General features: G+C 31.3%; 20 protein-coding genes. 14 read left to right on the top strand and 6 right to left on the bottom strand.

Annotated features, from left to right (window positions below):
- Positions 1–762: a hypothetical protein gene (locus ACY2RW_RS15415; protein ID WP_490123624.1), complete on the top strand. Its 762-nt coding sequence runs from the start codon at positions 1–3 to the stop codon at positions 760–762.
- On the opposite strand, the gene ACY2RW_RS15410 is transcribed toward ACY2RW_RS15415, so the two are convergent.
- Positions 759–2,030 carry a replication-associated recombination protein A gene (locus ACY2RW_RS15410; protein WP_490123623.1) on the bottom strand — a complete coding sequence of 424 codons (1,272 nt, stop codon included), beginning with the start codon at positions 2,028–2,030 and terminating at the stop codon, positions 759–761. The two genes, ACY2RW_RS15415 and ACY2RW_RS15410, sit on opposite strands and share 4 nt — an antisense overlap.
- Positions 2,031–2,106: 76 nt before the next feature.
- Between ACY2RW_RS15410 and ACY2RW_RS15405 the strand changes: the two genes are divergently transcribed.
- The gene (locus tag ACY2RW_RS15405) at positions 2,107–2,772 is read left to right on the top strand and encodes a rhomboid family intramembrane serine protease (RefSeq protein WP_490123622.1); all 666 of its coding nucleotides are present in this window, start codon (positions 2,107–2,109) and stop codon (positions 2,770–2,772) included.
- Between the two features lie 84 nt (positions 2,773–2,856).
- Here the strand turns inward: ACY2RW_RS15405 and rlmB are convergent, their stop codons facing one another.
- The 5 genes from rlmB to ACY2RW_RS15380 form a co-directional block, all read right to left on the bottom strand.
- Positions 2,857–3,597 (bottom strand): 23S rRNA (guanosine(2251)-2'-O)-methyltransferase RlmB, encoded by a 741-nt coding sequence (rlmB, locus tag ACY2RW_RS15400; protein WP_490123621.1) that lies wholly within the window; start codon positions 3,595–3,597, stop codon positions 2,857–2,859.
- A 9-nt stretch (positions 3,598–3,606) separates the two neighbouring features.
- On the bottom strand, positions 3,607–4,080 hold the full coding sequence (locus tag ACY2RW_RS15395) for a hypothetical protein (protein ID WP_490123620.1): 474 nt from the start codon (positions 4,078–4,080) through the stop codon (positions 3,607–3,609).
- A gap of 68 nt (positions 4,081–4,148) precedes the next feature.
- The gene (locus ACY2RW_RS15390) at positions 4,149–5,630 is read right to left on the bottom strand and encodes a RagB/SusD family nutrient uptake outer membrane protein (RefSeq protein WP_490123619.1); all 1,482 of its coding nucleotides are present in this window, start codon (positions 5,628–5,630) and stop codon (positions 4,149–4,151) included.
- An 18-nt stretch (positions 5,631–5,648) separates the two neighbouring features.
- Positions 5,649–8,759 (bottom strand): SusC/RagA family TonB-linked outer membrane protein, encoded by a 3,111-nt coding sequence (locus tag ACY2RW_RS15385; protein ID WP_490123618.1) that lies wholly within the window; start codon positions 8,757–8,759, stop codon positions 5,649–5,651.
- 162 nt (positions 8,760–8,921) lie between these two features.
- Positions 8,922–10,586, bottom strand: coding sequence for a BamA/TamA family outer membrane protein (locus tag ACY2RW_RS15380; RefSeq protein ID WP_490123617.1), 1,665 nt, complete (start codon positions 10,584–10,586; stop codon positions 8,922–8,924).
- 175 nt (positions 10,587–10,761) lie between these two features.
- Here ACY2RW_RS15380 and rpsL point away from each other — a divergent pair, with 175 nt between their 5' ends.
- The 12 genes from rpsL to rplP all read left to right on the top strand — a co-directional run bounded on the left by rpsL (position 10,762) and on the right by rplP (position 18,721).
- Complete coding sequence (gene rpsL / locus ACY2RW_RS15375; protein ID WP_018943587.1) at positions 10,762–11,136, top strand: 30S ribosomal protein S12; 375 nt, start codon at positions 10,762–10,764, stop codon at positions 11,134–11,136.
- A gap of 27 nt (positions 11,137–11,163) precedes the next feature.
- Positions 11,164–11,643 carry a 30S ribosomal protein S7 gene (gene rpsG, locus ACY2RW_RS15370; protein WP_490123616.1) on the top strand — a complete coding sequence of 160 codons (480 nt, stop codon included), beginning with the start codon at positions 11,164–11,166 and terminating at the stop codon, positions 11,641–11,643.
- A 5-nt stretch (positions 11,644–11,648) separates the two neighbouring features.
- Positions 11,649–13,766: an elongation factor G gene (fusA, locus tag ACY2RW_RS15365; RefSeq protein WP_490123615.1), complete on the top strand. Its 2,118-nt coding sequence runs from the start codon at positions 11,649–11,651 to the stop codon at positions 13,764–13,766.
- 19 nt (positions 13,767–13,785) lie between these two features.
- Complete coding sequence (rpsJ, locus tag ACY2RW_RS15360; protein ID WP_068363283.1) at positions 13,786–14,091, top strand: 30S ribosomal protein S10; 306 nt, start codon at positions 13,786–13,788, stop codon at positions 14,089–14,091.
- Positions 14,092–14,454: 363 nt separating this feature from the next.
- Positions 14,455–15,072, top strand: coding sequence for a 50S ribosomal protein L3 (gene rplC / locus ACY2RW_RS15355; RefSeq protein ID WP_490123614.1), 618 nt, complete (start codon positions 14,455–14,457; stop codon positions 15,070–15,072).
- On the top strand, positions 15,072–15,701 hold the full coding sequence (gene rplD, locus ACY2RW_RS15350) for a 50S ribosomal protein L4 (protein ID WP_490123613.1): 630 nt from the start codon (positions 15,072–15,074) through the stop codon (positions 15,699–15,701). The genes rplC and rplD overlap by 1 nt, the downstream gene beginning before the upstream one ends.
- A gap of 9 nt (positions 15,702–15,710) precedes the next feature.
- Positions 15,711–16,001: a 50S ribosomal protein L23 gene (rplW, locus tag ACY2RW_RS15345; protein WP_490123612.1), complete on the top strand. Its 291-nt coding sequence runs from the start codon at positions 15,711–15,713 to the stop codon at positions 15,999–16,001.
- Positions 16,002–16,012: 11 nt separating this feature from the next.
- Positions 16,013–16,837: a 50S ribosomal protein L2 gene (rplB, locus tag ACY2RW_RS15340; RefSeq protein ID WP_490123611.1), complete on the top strand. Its 825-nt coding sequence runs from the start codon at positions 16,013–16,015 to the stop codon at positions 16,835–16,837.
- Between the two features lie 6 nt (positions 16,838–16,843).
- Positions 16,844–17,122, top strand: coding sequence for a 30S ribosomal protein S19 (gene rpsS, locus ACY2RW_RS15335; RefSeq protein WP_015482224.1), 279 nt, complete (start codon positions 16,844–16,846; stop codon positions 17,120–17,122).
- Between the two features lie 6 nt (positions 17,123–17,128).
- On the top strand, positions 17,129–17,533 hold the full coding sequence (rplV, locus tag ACY2RW_RS15330; protein ID WP_490123610.1) for a 50S ribosomal protein L22: 405 nt from the start codon (positions 17,129–17,131) through the stop codon (positions 17,531–17,533).
- Positions 17,534–17,544: 11 nt separating this feature from the next.
- Positions 17,545–18,267: a 30S ribosomal protein S3 gene (gene rpsC, locus ACY2RW_RS15325; RefSeq protein WP_490123609.1), complete on the top strand. Its 723-nt coding sequence runs from the start codon at positions 17,545–17,547 to the stop codon at positions 18,265–18,267.
- A gap of 22 nt (positions 18,268–18,289) precedes the next feature.
- Positions 18,290–18,721 (top strand): 50S ribosomal protein L16, encoded by a 432-nt coding sequence (gene rplP, locus ACY2RW_RS15320; RefSeq protein WP_490123608.1) that lies wholly within the window; start codon positions 18,290–18,292, stop codon positions 18,719–18,721.
- Positions 18,722–18,727 lie beyond the last annotated feature (6 nt).

Genomic DNA, 18,727 nt, shown 5'->3' with positions numbered 1-18,727 from the left:
ATGATAAAAAAAATAGCAGTTTTAGTTTTGTTTATAAGCTCAATGCTAATTAACGGACAAACGAAAAGCTTAAATAATTATAAGTACCTTATTGTTGAAGAGAAGTTTGATTTTTTAAAAACTCCAGATCAATATCAGACAAGTTCTTTGACAAAATTTTTACTTGAAAAATCTAATTTTAAAGTTTATTTAGGCAAAAAAAACTTACCAAAAGATTTTTATGAAGATAGATGTAAAGCTTTAACAGTTAGTGTTGTTGATGAATCTAGCATGTTTACCACCAAAAGTAAAATTGTATTTAAAGATTGTTATTCTAATGTTATATTCACCTCTAAAGTGGGTAAAAGTAAGTTAAAAGAGTATAAGAAAGCATATCAAGAATCTATTAGAAATGCATACAATACTATGGCTGATATTAGGCATTCATATCAGCCTAAAGAAAAAAAAGTGGTAAAAATAGAAGAAGTTACAGAAGTTATAAAAGATGAACCAATAAAAATAGTTAGTAAAACAAAGAATATTCCTACAAACTCAAAACAAAGTATAGCAAAAAATATTTTATATGCACAAACAACTGAAAATGGTTTTCAATTGGTAAATACAAAACCAGCTGTTGTTTTTCAAGTTTTAAAAACAAATGTAAAAGATGTTTTTATCATCAAAGATAAAAATGGAATATTTTATAAAAATGAGGGAGTTTGGATTGCAGAATATTACAACAATAATGCACTTATAATAGAAAGGTTTCAAGTAAAATTCTAATAATTATATTTGTTTTTCCATCTATTTTTTAAAACTTCTCTAAATTGATTTTCTCTAGAATTATGACCAGGCTCATAAATTTTTGTCCCAGAAATTTCATCAGGTAAAAACTCTTGACTTACAAAATTATGCTCATAGTTATGAGAATATTTGTAATTTTTACCATAACCTAAGTCTTTCATTAATTTTGTGGGTGCATTTCTTAAATGTAGAGGTACAGATAAATCTCCTGTTTTTCTAACCAATTGTTGTGCATCATTAATTGCTAAGTAAGAAGCATTACTTTTTGCTGAATTTGCCAAATATACAGCACATTGGCTTAGTATTATTCTAGACTCTGGATGCCCAATAACAGACACTGCTTGGAAAGTATTGTTTGCTAAAATTAATGCAGTCGGGTTTGCGTTGCCAATATCTTCTGACGCTAATATTAATAATCTTCTAGCAATAAATTTTACATCTTCACCACCTTCAATCATTCTAGCTAACCAATAAACAGCTGCATTTGGGTCACTTCCTCTTATCGACTTTATGAAAGCAGAAATAATGTCATAATGTTGTTCGCCAGTTTTATCATACCTAACTGTGTTTTTCTGTATCTTTTCAAGAACCAGATCATTGGTAATTGTAATTTTGTCTTCTGCAGAAACTAACAATTCAAATATATTAAGAAGCTTTCTAGCATCACCACTTGAAACCTGAAGTAAAGCATCAGTTTCTTTTAAAATTATCTTTTTTTTTGATAAAAACTCATCTTTTTCTATGGCTCTTTTTATAAGTGCAATCAAGTCATCCTTGTCAAAAGAATTTAAAATATATACTTGACAACGAGAAAGTAGTGCAGGAATCACTTCAAAACTAGGGTTTTCTGTAGTTGCTCCAATCAATGTAACCCAGCCTTTTTCTACAGCTCCTAATAATGAGTCTTGTTGAGATTTACTAAACCTATGAATTTCATCAATAAATAAAATAGGATTTTTTGCAGTAAATAAACCACCACTTTTTTTGGCTTTTTCTATAACATCTCTAACATCTTTTACACCAGAACTTATAGCACTTAATGTATAAAAAGGACGTTTAGATTCTGAAGCTATAATATTCGCTAAGGTTGTTTTTCCTATTCCTGGAGGCCCCCAAAATATTAAAGAAGGTATGATTCCTTGTTTTATTAAATTAGTCAAAACACCTTTTTTTCCCACTAAATGTTGCTGACTTATATAATCGTCAAGAGTTTTAGGTCTAATTCTTTCTGCCAAAGGTTCATTCATAAAGTAAAAATAGTAAAGATTTCTGACAGAATTTGTAAAAATATTATTTGGTTAGATTTTTGTTTCTTTGAATTTGATGAATACAGATAATCAGCTAAAAATATCAAAGTCAATTTTTGTAATTCCTATTTTATACGTTTTGTTAATATGGATTATTTATTGGATAGAAATTCAGTTTTCTTTCAATTTTAATAAGTTTGGTGTTTTTCCAAGAACATTAAAGGGGTTTAGAGGTGTCTTTTTAACACATTTTATACATAGCAATACAAACCATCTTTTTAGCAACTCAGTACCTTTATTTGTCTTATTAAGTAGTCTTTTTTATTTTTATAAAGATACAGCTTATAAAGTTTTGTTATTGGGAGGTTTCTTTACAGGTTTTTTAACTTGGATAATTGGTAGAGATTCTTATCATATTGGCGCAAGTGGTATTGTATACTTGCTTTTTAGCTTTGTTTTTTTTAGTGGAATAGTTAAAAAACATTACAGGTTAGTAGCACTTTCTTTAGTTATTATTTTTCTATATGGAAGTATGATTTGGTATGTTTTACCTATAAAAGAGGGAATGTCTTGGGAAGGTCATTTGTCTGGCTTTTTAGTCGGATTTATTTTTGCAATTATTTATAGAAATAAAGGAATTGTAAAAGAAGAACATCAATTTATAGAAACAGAATTTGATTTATTATTTGATGAAAACGGAAATTTCTCTCCACCAAAAATAGAGGAGGAATTAAAAGAATAAAAAAATAATTTTCCTTACTCCTTACTCCTTACTCCTTACTCCTTACTCCTTACTCCTTACTCCTTACTCCTTACTCCTTACTCCTTACTGAATTCTTTGCCTAACAGTTTCATATAAAAAAGCACCACAAGCAACAGATACATTAAGAGATTCTATTTCTCCTAACAAAGGTAGTTTTGCCTTATAATCTACCATTTTTAAAATCGATGGATTTACACCTCTATGTTCAGACCCCATTATTATTGCTATGGGTTGGTTAAATTTAACATCATAAATTGATGCTTCTGTTTTTTCTGTTGCTGCAACAGTTTTTATACCAGCTGCTTGCAACAAAAATAAGGCATCTTTAATATGATTTACTTTACAGATTGGTATTTTAAAGGCAGCACCAGCAGAGGTTTTTATTGTTTCTGCATTTACTGGGGCACTTCCATTTTTTTGTATGATAATTCCATGAACACCAGTACATTCAGCTGTTCTTATAATAGCACCAAAATTTCTAACATCAGAAAGTTGATCTAGTAATAAAAATAATGGAGTAGCACCTTTTGAAATAGTTGAATCTACCAAGGTTTCTAAATCTTCAAATTCTATTGGAGATATCAAAGCAACAGCTCCTTGGTGATTGTTCTTTTTAGATAGTCTGTCTAACTTTTCTATAGGTACTGTACTTACAGCAATTCCTCTATCTTTTATAAGTTTATTTAACTCAAAAAATAAATCTCCTCTTAGACCTTTTTGTAGAAAAAGTTTACTAATTGTAGATCCAGCCTCTATAGCTTCGATTATAGCTCGAATACCATATATATAAGTGTTTTCTGTCAAATCAACTATTTATTTTTTGTATTCTTCTATAAAAAGAGGGTAAGATTTAGGTTTTTTTATGGTGATGTCTTTACCATCTTTTCTCTCTATTGTTAATTTACCATTAATATTAGTTTGTCTTAAGTTAATAAAATTATATTCATTTAAAGGTGCTATCTTTTTTGAAAAAATAATTGCCATAGATATAATATTCATTTTCTCTTCTAATGTTTTAACATCATTCTGTATCAAAATTGGGTTTGAAGATGGTAAAGAAAATGGAGTATTTATTTGGAGGAAGTTATCTTTGTGCACCATTTTATGATTATCAAAAATAAAGGAATCATTATTTTTAATTGTAGCTATTTTAGTATTGTCATATTGCATCACTATTTTTTTAGCTGAAATTGTTACTGTATCTTCTGTGTTTTGGTTTTCTTTGTTTGAACAACTTTGAAAACTTATAAAAAAAAGACTTATTGATAAAATTATTATTTTTTTCATATTATATAGAATTAAAAAGACTACCCTAAATATAAGGTAGTCTTTTGATTTATGTAAGAAAAATTTGGTTAAAAGTTTTTCCAAGAGTTAGAACCACTTGCTGTACCTTCTTGACCAACGTTAGCTGGACCACCAAAAGTATAAAATTCTTTACCAATAATTTCTAATTCCGTAGCTGGAACTGGATATTGTAAAGGTGTACCTGGTTGTAACATATCATTTCTTCTCATATAGAACCAAACTGTTCCAATAGATGCATTTAAATCTAATTCTACAGAATATTCATATAATAATGCTTTTTCAACTGCTGCTGCATCTGCAGGAGTGTCTATTAAACCTACTGTTTTTCTAGGTGAAGCATTTAGCATTGCTGCTGCATCTGCAGGGCTAGCTGCTACTTCTGCTTTAATATATTGTAATTCAGCTAACATAAAAATATCTAAAGGAGTACCATCTACGTTTCTATTATTATTAGAAAATTTTCTTACGTTAAAATAGTTTGTAAATAAGTGTCTACCTCTTGACTCTCTCAAGAAACCGAAACCTGAATTGTATTCAAAATAACTTGCTCTTGGATCTGAACTATTTATAGGTTGTAAAATAATGTTAGGATCTGTAGGGTAATCTACTGGATAATTAGGGTCTAAGAAATGCATTACTTTAATGTCTGTAGGTAAATACCCTTGTCCAGCAATAAAGAATGTTCTCCAATCTTGTAAGTTATTGTATATTACAGATTGTCTTGCAGGTGGTGCAAAATCTGCAGTAATACCTGCATTTGCATAAGCTAATACTCTAGCTTTATCTGTAGTCGCAGCTTCAGCTTTAGTTCTTGCATTACCAATTAAAATTTTTGCAGCAAAAGAATTTGCAACTTGTTTGAATTCTGCATTACTTAGTGTGTAAGCATCGTGCAATCTTAAAGTTGCAGTGTTACCAGCTAATTGAATAGCTTTATCCATATTTGTTAATCCAGCTTCCATTACTTCTTTGTAAGTAGAAAACTCTAAAGCACCTAAATCTGTATCAGGATTTACGATAAAAGCTTTATCATAAATTAAAGATAAATATCCTTGAGATAAACCTTTTACAAAATAAGCTGCTGCTAACTTTGTATTAGTTACATCAGCTCCACTTTGATCTAACAAGGTCTTGCCATCAGTTTCAATAAGAGTGATGATAGTGTTAGCTGAATTAATATAAGAATTTAAAGCTCCCCAAGGGTTACCTATGTGACTACCTAAATCTCCATTAGTTGGACTATTGTTAATTTGCTCTCTTGGCTCATTAGCAAAACTCCAAAAACTTCTGAAAGCATTTGTAGTGGTAGATTGATCTGCCATATTATCCATGTAAATACCAGCAAAGCCAATTATATGGAATAAATTGTTTGTAACAGCCCCATCAATCAAACTGATAACATCTCCATCCTGAGCAAGAGCTCGCTCTCTATCAGGTTGGTTTAAATTCTCTACATTTAAATCTTCACAAGAAGTGAATGATAAAAACAATACAGTAGAAAATACTAAATAATTAATAATTTTTTTCATTTGTTTAAAGTTTTTTAATTAAAATTTAATTTCTGCTATAAAAGAGAAACTTCTTAAGTTTGGATAGGCATATTCATCTAACCTAAAGTTTGTTGGGTTAGTATTAATCGCAACTTCAGGATCCCATCCTGTATAGTCTGTAAAAGTAAATAAGTTTCTTCCCGCAACTGAAAATTTAACACTGTCTATAAAATCTACTCCGATTTCTTTGGTGTTTAAAGTATATGCTACAGATATTTCTCTAATTTTAACAAAAGAACCATCTTCTACGAAATAATCTGTTGCTTCAGCTCTATTATAAATGTTTTGAGCATATTGTAAATTTTTACCAGCAGCACCAAAGTTTTCTAAATCTATGTGTCTTTCATTAAAGTACAAGTTTTGCTTAGTATAGTTATAAATATCTCCACCTTTTTGCCAATCTACTAAAGCATAAAAACTAAAGTTTTTGTACGTAAAGTTTGTATTAAAACCAACATTAAAATCTGGGTTTGTATTACCAATAGAACTAACTTCGTTTTGACTCGTTTTAGTGTCATATTTTAATAAAGGAGTTTCATTTGCAGTTCCAATGTCAGCAGTTTTTACAACTAGACCATCAGCATTTAGGCTATATTCAGATGCAGTACCACCTGGAGCAGCTCCAGATCCACCAAAATTCAATACGTTTCCATTAGTATCAGTCGCTAAATCAGATAAGTTTCTTACAACACTTTGTCCATACATGGTACCATAAGGCAATCCTTTTTCAACTCTAAATATATTTACAGCTCCTAATCCTGTTCTAGTAAAAGGAGGTACACCATTTAAGTTAGTTATTTTTTGGTTACCAGTATCAAAGTTAAATCCTAAATCCCAAGATAAATCTTCCTTATTAATAACATTAGCATTTACACTCAATTCATAATATGTACTTGCTAATTCTCCAATATTTTGATATTGTCTTGCAAAACCAGCAACACCAGGTAATGGCACACTAACAATTGCATCTTTTGTTTTTGTATCAGAATAATTAAATACAACACTTACTCTATCAAAAATGTTAGCATCTAAACCTAGTTCTAGTTCTGCAGAAACAGAAGGTTTTAAGTTTTTATTACCTAAAGTACCAGGTTGAATTCCTGATGCTGTTACAGAATAAGTTTCATATTGAGCATTCCAAACAGGAGGTCTTAAACCAGAAGTACCATAAGCAGCTCTAAATTTTAATTCTTGAACGTTATTAATTTCTAAATCTTGCGTTAATCTATATGCCAAAGATCCTCTACCATAGTATTTTGATCTTTCGTTAGCACCGAATAAAGAAGATTCATCACGTCTACCTAAAAGGTTTAAAATTAATTTATCTTTATAATCAAAGTCTAAATTAACAAAGTAGTTTCTTGCAATTTCTCTTTGTGTTTGAGAACTCACAACTTGATTTGCTTGTTGTGTATTTTCTACATTTTTTACACCAGTTGCAATAATATCGAATCCTCTTGCAAATAAATCGTCATAAGTTCTACTTTCGAATAAATACTTTACAGTGGCAGCAAAATTAACATCTCCAAATGTTTTAGTATAAATACCTTGGATACCAGAAACATTAGTTTGCCAAGTACGCTCTCTTTCAGAAATAAAACCATTGTTTAATTGAGCACTTGGTGTTGGAGTTTCAAAACCTTTTGGTACATATCTAGTATCACTACGTGTTGTTCTATCCATACTTTGACTAAAACTTAATTGAATGTCATCAGTTAAGTCGTAAATTAAGTCTGCACCTAACAAAGTTCTGTTTCTTAAAAATGTATTTTCATCTAATTGCGCTACATATAAAGGGTTTTGGAAGTTACCAGCTTGAACATCGTAACCAGGAATACCACTATTTTGGAAATTTCCGTTAGCATCTTTTGCATTCAAGTTAATAAATGGTTCAACAGTTAAAGCACTATAGAAAAAGTTTGCACCTTGTCCTTGCTCTGTAATGTTTTGTCCATCAGATTTTGTTAAAGATCCTGTAAACTTAATTTCTAACTTTTCAGTTGGTTTTACACCAAAATTAGCTCTAACAGTTTGTCTTCTAAAAGGAGGAACTGGCTCTAAAGCACCACCTTGATTCATATCTTGAAAAGATAAGTAGTAGTTATAAGCTTCATCAGAACCTTGTAACGAAATTGTATTTGTACTTACATCTTGAGGTTGAAAAAGACCATCTACATTGTCAAAAAGAGGACTCAAATAGTTATTGTCAAATAAACCATCTGGATCTAAAACTCTGTTTCCTGAAGATAAATCAAAACCAAAGTTACTAGTGTCTGGTGTTGTTGGGTCATTGTCCCAGTCTCCATTTCTAACTCCTAAAGGATCGTTAGTATATGAATGCTTATTAGTTACAGGATAGTCATTTGCTATAGAAGAAAAACCATACTCTGTTCTTAAAGTAACATTAAATTTACCTTTACCTTTTTTAGTAATAATTTGTATAACACCATTTGCAGCTAAAGAACCATAAAGAGAAGCAGCAGCAGCTCCTTTTACAACCTCCATGCTTGCAATATCCTCTACAGGGATATCTCTTAAGCTACCATCAGTAATAATACCATCAACTATAATTAATGGACTTTGAGAACCACTAATAGAAGTAGATCCTCTTAATCTAATCTGTGGTGCAGAAGAAGGATTACCAGAAGGTTGTACAACTCTAACCCCAGCTACTTTACCTCTTAAGGCATTTGCAGGATCTGCTGCAGGTACTTCTTGTAATGCTTTTGTATTAACTTTTGCAAGTGAGAAACCTAATTTTTTAGTTGAAGTTCCTCTTGCAACACCAGTTACAACGATTTCGTCTAAAACATTAGAATCTTCTACCATTGTTAAATTAATAGTATTAGAACCACCAACAGTCCTTTGAGATACTTTGTAACCAAGGTATCTAAATACTAAAACATCTCCAGTATTTGCTTTAATGCTATACTTACCATCAAAATCAGTTTCAGTACCTTTGGTTGTTCCTTTAATAACAACACTTACTCCTGGTAAGGCACCTGATTCGTCAGATACTGTTCCAGAAATAGTTTTTTGCTGTGCAAAGGAAATTTGCACTACAAACGCTAATAAAAGCGTTAAAATTCCATTAAACTTTGTCTTCATTTTATAATTATTTGAATTAATTAAGCCCAAAAGTCTTAAATAAATCTTAAAAAAACAATTTTTTAACATAAAAAAGAGGTTTAAATAAAATATAATTATAGCAAAACACCATTTTACTTATATAAATATATAGAAATTAGGCTTTTATTGTTTTGTGAAATGTTAAAAATAATTTTTTAAACTTAATATAAACTTCGTTTTTTTTAAGTTTAAAGCATTATTTAGATTATTTCCACTAACTATACCTATATTAACAAGACTTTTTTTTGTTAAAAATTTGTATCCCAAACCAAGTCCTAATAAATAGTTGTTTTTAGAGTTTAATTTAGTTTTTGCAAAATCTGTTACAGTATATAAGTATGACTTGTTAGATGTGTTTCTTCTATATTCTAAGTTAAAGTAAGAGTAGTTATTTGTAAAAATAGATTGTTCATTAAAACCTCTTAAAGAATTTGCGCCTCCAATTCTAAATAATTCATTGTTTAAAAGTAACTCTGAGTTTAGATAGCCAATTTCGTTTTTAATGTAAATACTGTTATCTGAAGATATATTCCATAAATATGATATTATAGTTTTAATTTTAAATTGATTTGAAGAGTTTGAAGATGTTTTTCTTGATCCAACAGAAGGGGTTATTTCTAAATAAAAGGTATCATTAAAAAAAGAATCATTTTTTTTGATTTTATATTGGAGTTGCATACCTAAAAAATAATTATTGAATGTTTCTATATTGTTATCAATCGTTTTTTTTAGGTTTTCAGATGACTCAGAATTATAAGTTATTGCAAGTTTTGTTTTTGAATTAAGGTTGTAAAATAATTTTGAATCAAATTTTGTATTTAGAAATGTAGAATCTTGTTTATAGATAGAGAAAGAAATTTGAGGGCTGATTTTCGAATTAAACACATAAGGTATTTCTGTTAAAAATTTAAATTCTTGTCTTTCTTCACCAATGCTATTCCAGAATAATTCAAGTTTTTCGCCTGTATTTATTATGTTATTTAGTTTTAAATCAAAATTTCCATTAATTAAAACACCTCCATTTTCCTTGGATGCAAAATTTACGATTCCATCAAAACTATTATTTTGTTGTTTTTTTAGATACATATATAATAATGTAGAATCTTTAGTAAATAAAATCTCTGGAGTTTTTATTTCTTTGATAAAATCTAAACTTTTTGAAGCAGTTGATATTTCTTTTATTTTTTGTTGACTAAGAATTGTATTTTCTCTTATATTAAAGTAATTTTTCAGAAATGACTTTGGGAACTTTTCATAACCTTTTATGATGATTTTATCAATAACTCTTTTCTTAGATTGATAAATTTCTAGCTCCGCAAAAAGTGTTTTATCTTTAATAAAAATCTTTTTTAAACGAACTTTAGAAAAAGATTTTCCTTTCTTATCTAAACCGTTTGAAATTTCAGATAGTGTAGTTGTTAGTTTTTCTATTGGAATAGAAATGCTTTTTTTATTTTTTGGAAGTTTTTTAAATGCAAAATTATATTTGGGTTGTATTTTGATAATTACTGTATCTATTTTTTCGTTTAAAGAAAAGTATGCTGTAAATTCTTTTTCTACTTTTTTTAAGCTATCAATAGTATTGGTAAAATATCCGATTTTCTTTAAATATATAGATATTTGATGAACTTCCTCATAGATAGAAATAGTGTCATTATGCTTTTTTTGGTAATCTATTTCTTCTAAAATATTCAGTTCTTTTTCGTTGTTAGACGATATTTTTAAAGATAATTTCTGAGCAAAATGACCTGTTGAAGAAAACAGGATAAAAATTATATATATATAATGACTAGGTTTTTGCTTCAAAATTCATGAAATATTAGCTTCAAAAGTAGTTTAAATCGTAAAAATCTACTAATAAAAAATCAATAAGAAAAAAATAACTAACTGATATTTGAATAATTAGAATTTAATCGTACATTTGCGCACTCTTAAAAAAGAGCAGAGTTTAATTATAAACGAAAAACAGTAATTATTTAGTATGCCAACTATTCAACAATTAGTTCGTAAAGGAAGAACCAAAATAACTAAGAAGAGTAAATCGGCTGCTTTGTCGTCTTGTCCTCAAAGACGTGGAGTTTGTACTCGTGTTTATACTACAACACCAAAAAAACCTAATTCAGCAATGCGTAAAGTTGCCAGAGTTAGATTAACAAATGGTAATGAGATAAACGCATACATTCCAGGTGAAGGACACAACTTGCAAGAGCACTCGATAGTATTAGTTAGAGGTGGAAGGGTAAAAGATTTACCAGGTGTTAAATATCACGTGGTACGTGGAGCATTAGATACAGCAGGTGTTGAGGGTAGAACCCAGCGTCGTTCAAAGTATGGTGCAAAACGCCCAAAAAAGTAAAATTAGTAACTTTTTTAATGTAAAGACATGAGAAAAAGAGCAGCAAAAAAAAGAGTCTTATTACCAGATCCAAAGTTTAATGATCAGTTAGTAACACGTTTTGTTAACAACTTAATGTGGAGTGGTAAGAAGTCAGTAGCATTTAAAGTATTTTACGATGCAATGGATATCGTAGAAGAAAGAAAAGGAGAGGGCGAAGAAAAGTCGGCTTTAGAAATTTGGAAAGAAGGATTGTCTAATGTTATGCCACATGTAGAAGTACGTTCTAGACGTGTTGGAGGAGCTACGTTCCAAATTCCAATGCAAATTAGACCAGATCGTAAAGTATCTATGGCTATTAAGTGGATGATTTTGTATACTCGTAAAAGAAACGAGAAAACAATGGCACAGCGATTAGCTGCTGAAATTTTAGCTGCGGCTAAAGAAGAAGGAGCTGCTGTTAAAAAACGTACAGATACTCACAAGATGGCAGAAGCAAATAAAGCATTCTCTCACTTTAGATTTTAATAGAAATGGCTAGAGATTTAAAATATACTAGAAATATTGGTATTGCAGCACATATTGATGCTGGTAAAACCACAACAACAGAGCGTGTATTGTATTATACAGGTGTTTCTCATAAAATTGGAGAAGTGCATGATGGTGCAGCTACAATGGATTGGATGGAGCAAGAGCAGGAAAGAGGTATTACAATTACTTCTGCTGCAACAACTTGTACTTGGCAGTTTCCTTTAGAAAATGCAGAGCCAACTCCAGAAACAAAAGGATATCACTTTAATATTATAGATACTCCAGGACACGTAGATTTTACGGTTGAAGTTAACCGTTCTTTACGTGTATTAGATGGTTTGGTTTTCTTGTTTTCTGCAGTTGATGGTGTAGAGCCTCAATCTGAAACAAACTGGAGGTTAGCAGATAACTATAAAGTTCCAAGAATTGGTTTCGTTAACAAAATGGACCGTCAAGGATCAGATTTTTTAGGAGTTTGTCAACAAGTTAAAGACATGTTAAAGTCAAATGCAGTGCCAATTGTTTTAAATATTGGTGATGAAGATGAGTTTAAAGGTGTAATCGATTTAGTTAAAAATCGTGCTATTGTATGGCATGATGCAACTCAAGGAGCAACTTTTGATGTAATTGATATTCCTGAAGAATTAAAAGAAGAAGCTCGTAAATATCGTGCGCTTTTAATTGAAGAAGTAGCAAGTTATGATGAGAATCTTTTAGAAAAATTCATGGAAGATGAAGATTCTATTACAGAAGAAGAAGTGCATGCTGCATTAAGAGCTGCTGTAATGGATATGGCTATCATTCCTATGATTTGTGGTTCTGCATTTAAAAATAAAGGTGTTCAGTTTCTTTTAGATGCTGTATGTCGTTACTTACCATCTCCTTTAGATAAGGAGGGTATTGTAGGTGTAAATCCAGATACACAAGAAGAAGAAATTCGTAAACCAGATGTAAAGGAGCCTTTTGCTGCTTTAGCATTTAAAATTGCTACAGACCCTTTTGTAGGTCGTTTAGCATTTTTTAGAGCATATTCTGGTCGTTTAGATGCTGGTTCTTACGTTTTAAATAATCGTTCAGGTAAAAAAGAGCGTATTTCCAGAATCTATCAAATGCATGCAAATAAGCAAAACGCAATTGATTATATTGAGGCTGGAGATATTGGTGCTGCTGTTGGATTTAAGTCTATAAAAACAGGAGATACTTTAACTGATGAGAAAAATCCTATTATTTTAGAGTCAATGGATTTTCCTGATCCAGTAATCGGTATTGCTGTTGAGCCAAAAACAAAAGCAGATGTAGATAAATTAGGAATTGGACTTGGTAAATTAGCTGAAGAAGATCCAACTTTTACAGTTCGTTCAGACGAAGCTTCTGGTCAAACTATTATTTCTGGAATGGGTGAGCTACACTTAGATGTAATTGTAGATCGTCTTAAAAGAGAATTTAAGGTTGAAGTAAATCAAGGACAACCTCAAGTAGAGTACAAAGAAGCTATTACAGCTGCTGCAGATCATAGAGAGGTTTATAAGAAACAATCTGGTGGACGTGGTAAATTTGCTGATATTGTATTTACTATGGAGCCTGCAGATGAAGGTGTTCAAGGTTTACAGTTCGAGTCAATTATTAAAGGTGGTAACGTTCCTAAAGAATTTGTACCTTCTGTAGAGAAAGGTTTCAAAGAAGCAATGAAGAATGGACCATTAGCTGGTTACGAAATGGATTCTATGAAGGTTACTTTAAAAGATGGTTCTTTTCACGCAGTAGATTCTGATCAATTATCTTTTGAATTGGCTGCAAAATTAGGCTATAAAGCTGCTGCAAAAGCTGCAAAAGCAAAAATTATGGAGCCTATAATGAAGTTAGAAGTTCTAACTCCAGAAGAAAATATGGGTGATATTGTTGGAGATTTAAATAGAAGAAGAGGTCAGGTAAATGATATGAGCGATCGTGCAGGTTCTAAAGTTGTAAAAGCATTAGTGCCATTATCTGAAATGTTTGGATATGTAACAGCTTTAAGAACAATGTCTTCTGGTAGAGCAACATCTACAATGGAATTCTCTCATTATGCAGAGACTCCATCAAATGTATCTGAAGAGGTAATTGCAAAAGCGAAAGGTTAATCTACTAATATTATATAAGATGAGTCAAAAAATTAGAATAAAATTAAAGTCTTACGATTACAATTTAGTAGATAAATCTGCTGAAAAAATTGTAAAGACGGTAAAAAGTACTGGTGCTGTTGTAAACGGACCTATACCATTACCAACACATAAAAAGATTTTTACAGTATTACGTTCTCCTCACGTAAATAAAAAATCTAGAGAGCAATTTCAATTAGCTGCTTACAAAAGATTATTAGATATTTATAGTTCTTCTTCGAAAACTATTGATGCTCTAATGAAACTTGAATTACCAAGTGGTGTTGAAGTTGAGATTAAAGTGTAATGAAACTTAAACTTTTCAGTAAAAAAGTTTATTAGTTGAATACATTTCGAACTTGTTTCGGAATCTCGAACAAAAATAAAGTGTTAACTTTCGGTTTAATTTTGTTGAACCGAAAGTTTTTTATACTTTTGCAACCCGAAATAGAGTAGGGTGATGCTAATTATTGATTAAAATTCAATAATAGTAACATGTCCAGAGCGTTTCGCAAAGGAAAAACGGAAAAACAAAATCAGCGTTGAATTTGTTTTACGCTGTTTTTTTTGACCCAAACTCTAAGGATGTAAATGAAACAATAGTTTCAAACAAATAATTATTAATAGACGCGCTGGATTTATAATATCTATCGTCTAAAATTTTAACTAAATGTCTGGGTTAATAGGAAGAAAAATTGGAATGACCAGCTTATTTGACGAAAATGGGAAGAATATTCCTTGTACAGTTATAGAAGCAGGTCCTTGCGTTGTTACCCAAGTCAGAACTGAAGAGGTTGACGGCTACAATGCACTACAACTTGGTTTCGATGACAAAAAGGCGAAGAGTTCTAACAAAGCGTTAGATGGTCACTTTAAAAAAGCTGGCACCACTGCTAAGAAAAAAGTCGTTGAATTTCAAGGGTTTGAAGAGAGTTACAAATTAGGAGACTCTATTACAGTTGAACATTTTGAAGAAGGCGAATTCGTTGATGTTTCTGGTGTATCAAAAGGTAAAGGTTTTCAGGGTGTTGTAAAACGCCATGGTTTTGCTGGGGTAGGTCAAGCTACTCATGGTCAGCATAACCGTTTAAGAGCTCCAGGTTCTATTGGTGCTGCATCTTATCCTGCAAGAGTATTCAAAGGAATGCGTATGGCAGGTAGAATGGGGGGAGATAAAGTGAAAGTACAAAACTTAAGAGTATTAAAAGTGGTTTCTGAAAAGAACTTACTTGTTGTTAAAGGAGCTGTTCCTGGACACAAAAATGCTTTTGTAACTATTCAGAAATAATGAAAGTAGCAGTTTTAGATATTAAAGGAAAAGATACAGGAAGGAAAGTTGAACTTTCTAAAGATGTATTTGGTGTAGAGCCTAATGATCACGCTATTTATTTAGATGTAAAGCAGTATTTGGCAAATCAACGTCAAGGGACTCATAAGGCTAAAGAGAGAGCAGAAATTAGTGGTTCTACAAGAAAAATTAAAAAACAAAAAGGTACTGGTACTGCAAGAGCAGGTTCTATCAAGTCTGGTGTTTTTAGAGGTGGAGGACGTATGTTTGGTCCAAGACCAAGAAGTTATTCATTTAAATTGAATAAAAACTTAAAACGCTTGGCACGTAAGTCAGCTTTAAGTATTCAAGCAAATGATAAAAATTTAGTAGTAATTGAAGATTTTAATTTTGACACTCCAAAGACTAAAAACTTTGTAGATGTTTTAAAAGCTTTAGATTTAGATACTAAAAAATCATTATTTGTTTTAGGTGATGAAAATGCAAATGTGTATTTATCTTCACGTAATTTAAAAAACTCTAAAGTAATTAAAGCTTCAGAAATTAACACTTATGGTATTTTAAATGCTAATAAAGTAGTAGTTACTGAAGGGTCTTTAGAAGGAATTAATACAAATTTAAGTAAATAGGGATTCAAAATGAGTATTTTAATAAAACCTATTATCACAGAAAAAGCTACAAACGATAGTGAGTTATTCAATCGCTATGCATTTGTTGTTGATAGTAAAGCTAATAAATTAGAAATTAAGAATGCTGTAGAAACAGCTTACGGAGTTTCTATATCGAGCATTAAGACTTTAAATTACCCAATTCAAAGAAATACAAAATTTACTAAGAAAGGCTTAGTAACTGGTGTAAAGAGTGGGTATAAGAAAGCTATTGTTCAGGTAGCAGAAGGAGAAAGCATTGATTTTTATAACAATCTTTAAGAAAAGACAGAATGTCAGTTAGAAAATTAAAACCAATAACACCAGGTCAGCGTTTTAGAGTTGTAAATGGGTTCGACACCATAACAACTGATAAGCCGGAAAAAAGTTTACTTGCACCGAAAAAAAGGTCTGGAGGTCGTAACAGTCAGGGTAGAATGACAACTCGTAATATAGGAGGTGGTCATAAACAAAGATATCGTATTATCGATTTTAAAAGAGATAAGAAAGATATTCCTGCAACAGTAAAAACAATAGAGTATGATCCAAATCGTACAGCATTTATTGCACTATTAAGTTATGCTGATGGAGAAAAACGTTATGTAATTGCGCAAAACGGTTTAAAAGTTGGTCAAACAATTATTTCAGGAAGTGGTGTTACCCCAGAAATAGGTAATGCTATGCCATTAAGTGAAATTCCTTTGGGAACTACAATTTCATGTATAGAGTTACGCCCAGGTCAAGGAGCTGTTATGGCTCGTTCTGCAGGTTCTTTTGCTCAGTTAATGGCAAGAGATGGTAAATATGCAACTGTAAAATTACCTTCTGGTGAAACAAGATTAATCTTATTAACATGTATAGCAACTATTGGAGTTGTATCAAATTCAGATCATCAGTTATTAGTATCTGGTAAAGCAGGTAGAAGAAGATGGTTAGGTAGAAGGCCAAGAGTTAACGCTGTAAGAATGAACCCTGTCGATCACCCAATGGGAGGTGGAGAAGGACGTGCATCTGGAGGACATCCAAGATCTAGAAACGGTATTCCTGCTAAAGGATTTAAAACTAGATCTAAGACTAAGGCTAGTAATAAGTATATTATAGAACGTAGAAAGAAATAATAAGTTATGGCAAGATCATTAAAAAAAGGACCTTACGTTCACTATAAATTAGAGAAGAAAGTGTTAGCTAATGTAGAAGCTGGTAACAAAACTGTAATCAAAACTTGGTCAAGAGCAAGTATGATAACTCCAGATTTTGTAGGACAAACAATTGCTGTTCATAATGGACGTCAGTTTGTACCAGTTTACGTTACAGAAAACATGGTAGGGCATAAATTAGGCGAATTTTCACCAACTCGTTCTTTTAGAGGACATGCTGGTGCAAAAAATAAAGGTAAAAAATAGTAGGAAATGGGAGTTCGTAAAAAAAATATGGCAGATCAGTTAAAAGCAGATAGAAAGCAACGTGCTTTCGCTAAGCTTACTAACTGTCCTACATCACCAAGAAAAATGCGTTTAGTAGCAGATCAAGTAAGAGGAGTTGAAGTTGAAAAAGCTTTACAAATCTTAAAGTTCAGTCCAAAAGAAGCATCTATTAATTTAGAAAAATTGTTATTATCTGCAATTGCAAACTGGCAAGCTAAAAACGAAGATGCATCTATAGAGGATGCTGGATTATTTGTGAAATCTATTTATGTAGATAGCGCAGGAATGTTAAAAAGATTAAGGCCAGCTCCACAAGGACGTGCTCATAGAATTCGTAAGCGTTCTAATCATGTAACTTTAGAGTTAGCTAGTAAAAATTTAAGTAATTAATCGAAGTAGAAATGGGACAAAAAACAAATCCAATAGGAAATCGTTTAGGAATCATCAGAGGTTGGGAGTCTAACTGGTATGGTGGTAATGACTACGGAGATAAATTAGCTGAAGATGATAAGATAAGAAAGTATATTCATGCTAGATTGTCTAAAGCAAGTGTTTCTAGAGTAATAATAGAGCGTACTTTAAAACTTGTAACCGTTACTATCACAACTGCACGTCCAGGTATCATTATTGGTAAAGGAGGTCAAGAGGTAGACAAGTTAAAAGAAGAGCTTAAAAAAATTACTGGTAAAGAGGTTCAAATAAATATTTTTGAGATTAAACGTCCAGAATTAGATGCAAAATTAGTTGCAACTAGTGTTGCTCGTCAAATTGAAAATAGAATTTCTTACAAGAGAGCAGTAAAAATGGCTATTCAAGCTACAATGCGTATGAATGCTGAAGGAATTAAAATTCAAATTTCAGGTCGTTTAAACGGAGCTGAAATGGCACGCTCAGAGCATTATAAAGAAGGTAGAATTCCTCTTTCTACTTTTAGGGCTGATATCGATTATGCACTTGTAGAAGCTCATACTCAATACGGAAGACTTGGTGTTAAAGTATGGATTATGAAGGGTGAGGTATATGGTAAGAGAGAGTTGTCTCCATTAGTTGGCTTGTCTAAAAAGCAAGGTGGCAATAAAGGTGGTGGTGATAGATCTAAACGTGGACCTCGTAGAAGAAAATAATTTTTAAAATTAGAAATTAAAAATGTTACAGCCAAAAAGAGTAAAATACCGTAAGGTACAGAAGGGCAAAGGAAATATGTCTGGAAATTCTCAAAGAGGAAATCAACTTTCTAATGGAATGTTTGGTATCAAATCTTTAGACCAGAATTTATTAACTTCTCGTCAAATCGAAGCAGCTCGTATCGCGGCTACTCGTCACATGAAAAGAGAGGGGCAGCTATGGATTAAAATATTTCCAGATAAACCTATTACTAAAAAACCTTTAGAGGTACGTATGGGTAAAGGTAAAGGAGCACCAGATCATTTTGTTGCAGTTATTAAACCAGGTAGAATTTTGTTTGAAGTTGGTGGTGTACCAATGCATATAGCAAAAGAAGCTTTACGTTTAGCAGCTCAGAAACTTCCTGTTAAAACGAAGTTTGTTATAGCAAGAGATTTTGATATTAACGCTTAATTCTAA

Source organism: Polaribacter sp. 2305UL8-11, from assembly GCF_058147165.1.
Note: the sequence above shows the minus strand (reverse complement) of the source record. Positions and strands in the feature narration are given on the sequence as shown.

What these genes read in the sequence shown, in the direction of transcription:
- ACY2RW_RS15410 (WP_490123623.1), bottom strand. Translation starts at nt 2,030, where the DNA reads ATGAATGAACCTTTGGCAGAAAGAATTAGACCTAAAACTCTTGACGAT.
- rpsJ (WP_068363283.1), top strand. Translation starts at nt 13,786, where the DNA reads ATGAGTCAAAAAATTAGAATAAAATTAAAGTCTTACGATTACAATTTA.
- rplV (WP_490123610.1), top strand. Translation starts at nt 17,129, where the DNA reads ATGGGAGTTCGTAAAAAAAATATGGCAGATCAGTTAAAAGCAGATAGA.
- rpsS (WP_015482224.1), top strand. Translation starts at nt 16,844, where the DNA reads ATGGCAAGATCATTAAAAAAAGGACCTTACGTTCACTATAAATTAGAG.
- rplP (WP_490123608.1), top strand. Translation starts at nt 18,290, where the DNA reads ATGTTACAGCCAAAAAGAGTAAAATACCGTAAGGTACAGAAGGGCAAA.
- rpsC (WP_490123609.1), top strand. Translation starts at nt 17,545, where the DNA reads ATGGGACAAAAAACAAATCCAATAGGAAATCGTTTAGGAATCATCAGA.
- fusA (WP_490123615.1), top strand. Translation starts at nt 11,649, where the DNA reads ATGGCTAGAGATTTAAAATATACTAGAAATATTGGTATTGCAGCACAT.
- ACY2RW_RS15405 (WP_490123622.1), top strand. Translation starts at nt 2,107, where the DNA reads ATGAATACAGATAATCAGCTAAAAATATCAAAGTCAATTTTTGTAATT.
- rpsG (WP_490123616.1), top strand. Translation starts at nt 11,164, where the DNA reads ATGAGAAAAAGAGCAGCAAAAAAAAGAGTCTTATTACCAGATCCAAAG.
- ACY2RW_RS15415 (WP_490123624.1), top strand. Translation starts at nt 1, where the DNA reads ATGATAAAAAAAATAGCAGTTTTAGTTTTGTTTATAAGCTCAATGCTA.
- rplC (WP_490123614.1), top strand. Translation starts at nt 14,455, where the DNA reads ATGTCTGGGTTAATAGGAAGAAAAATTGGAATGACCAGCTTATTTGAC.
- rplW (WP_490123612.1), top strand. Translation starts at nt 15,711, where the DNA reads ATGAGTATTTTAATAAAACCTATTATCACAGAAAAAGCTACAAACGAT.
- ACY2RW_RS15385 (WP_490123618.1), bottom strand. Translation starts at nt 8,759, where the DNA reads ATGAAGACAAAGTTTAATGGAATTTTAACGCTTTTATTAGCGTTTGTA.
- ACY2RW_RS15390 (WP_490123619.1), bottom strand. Translation starts at nt 5,630, where the DNA reads ATGAAAAAAATTATTAATTATTTAGTATTTTCTACTGTATTGTTTTTA.
- rplD (WP_490123613.1), top strand. Translation starts at nt 15,072, where the DNA reads ATGAAAGTAGCAGTTTTAGATATTAAAGGAAAAGATACAGGAAGGAAA.
- ACY2RW_RS15395 (WP_490123620.1), bottom strand. Translation starts at nt 4,080, where the DNA reads ATGAAAAAAATAATAATTTTATCAATAAGTCTTTTTTTTATAAGTTTT.
- rpsL (WP_018943587.1), top strand. Translation starts at nt 10,762, where the DNA reads ATGCCAACTATTCAACAATTAGTTCGTAAAGGAAGAACCAAAATAACT.
- rplB (WP_490123611.1), top strand. Translation starts at nt 16,013, where the DNA reads ATGTCAGTTAGAAAATTAAAACCAATAACACCAGGTCAGCGTTTTAGA.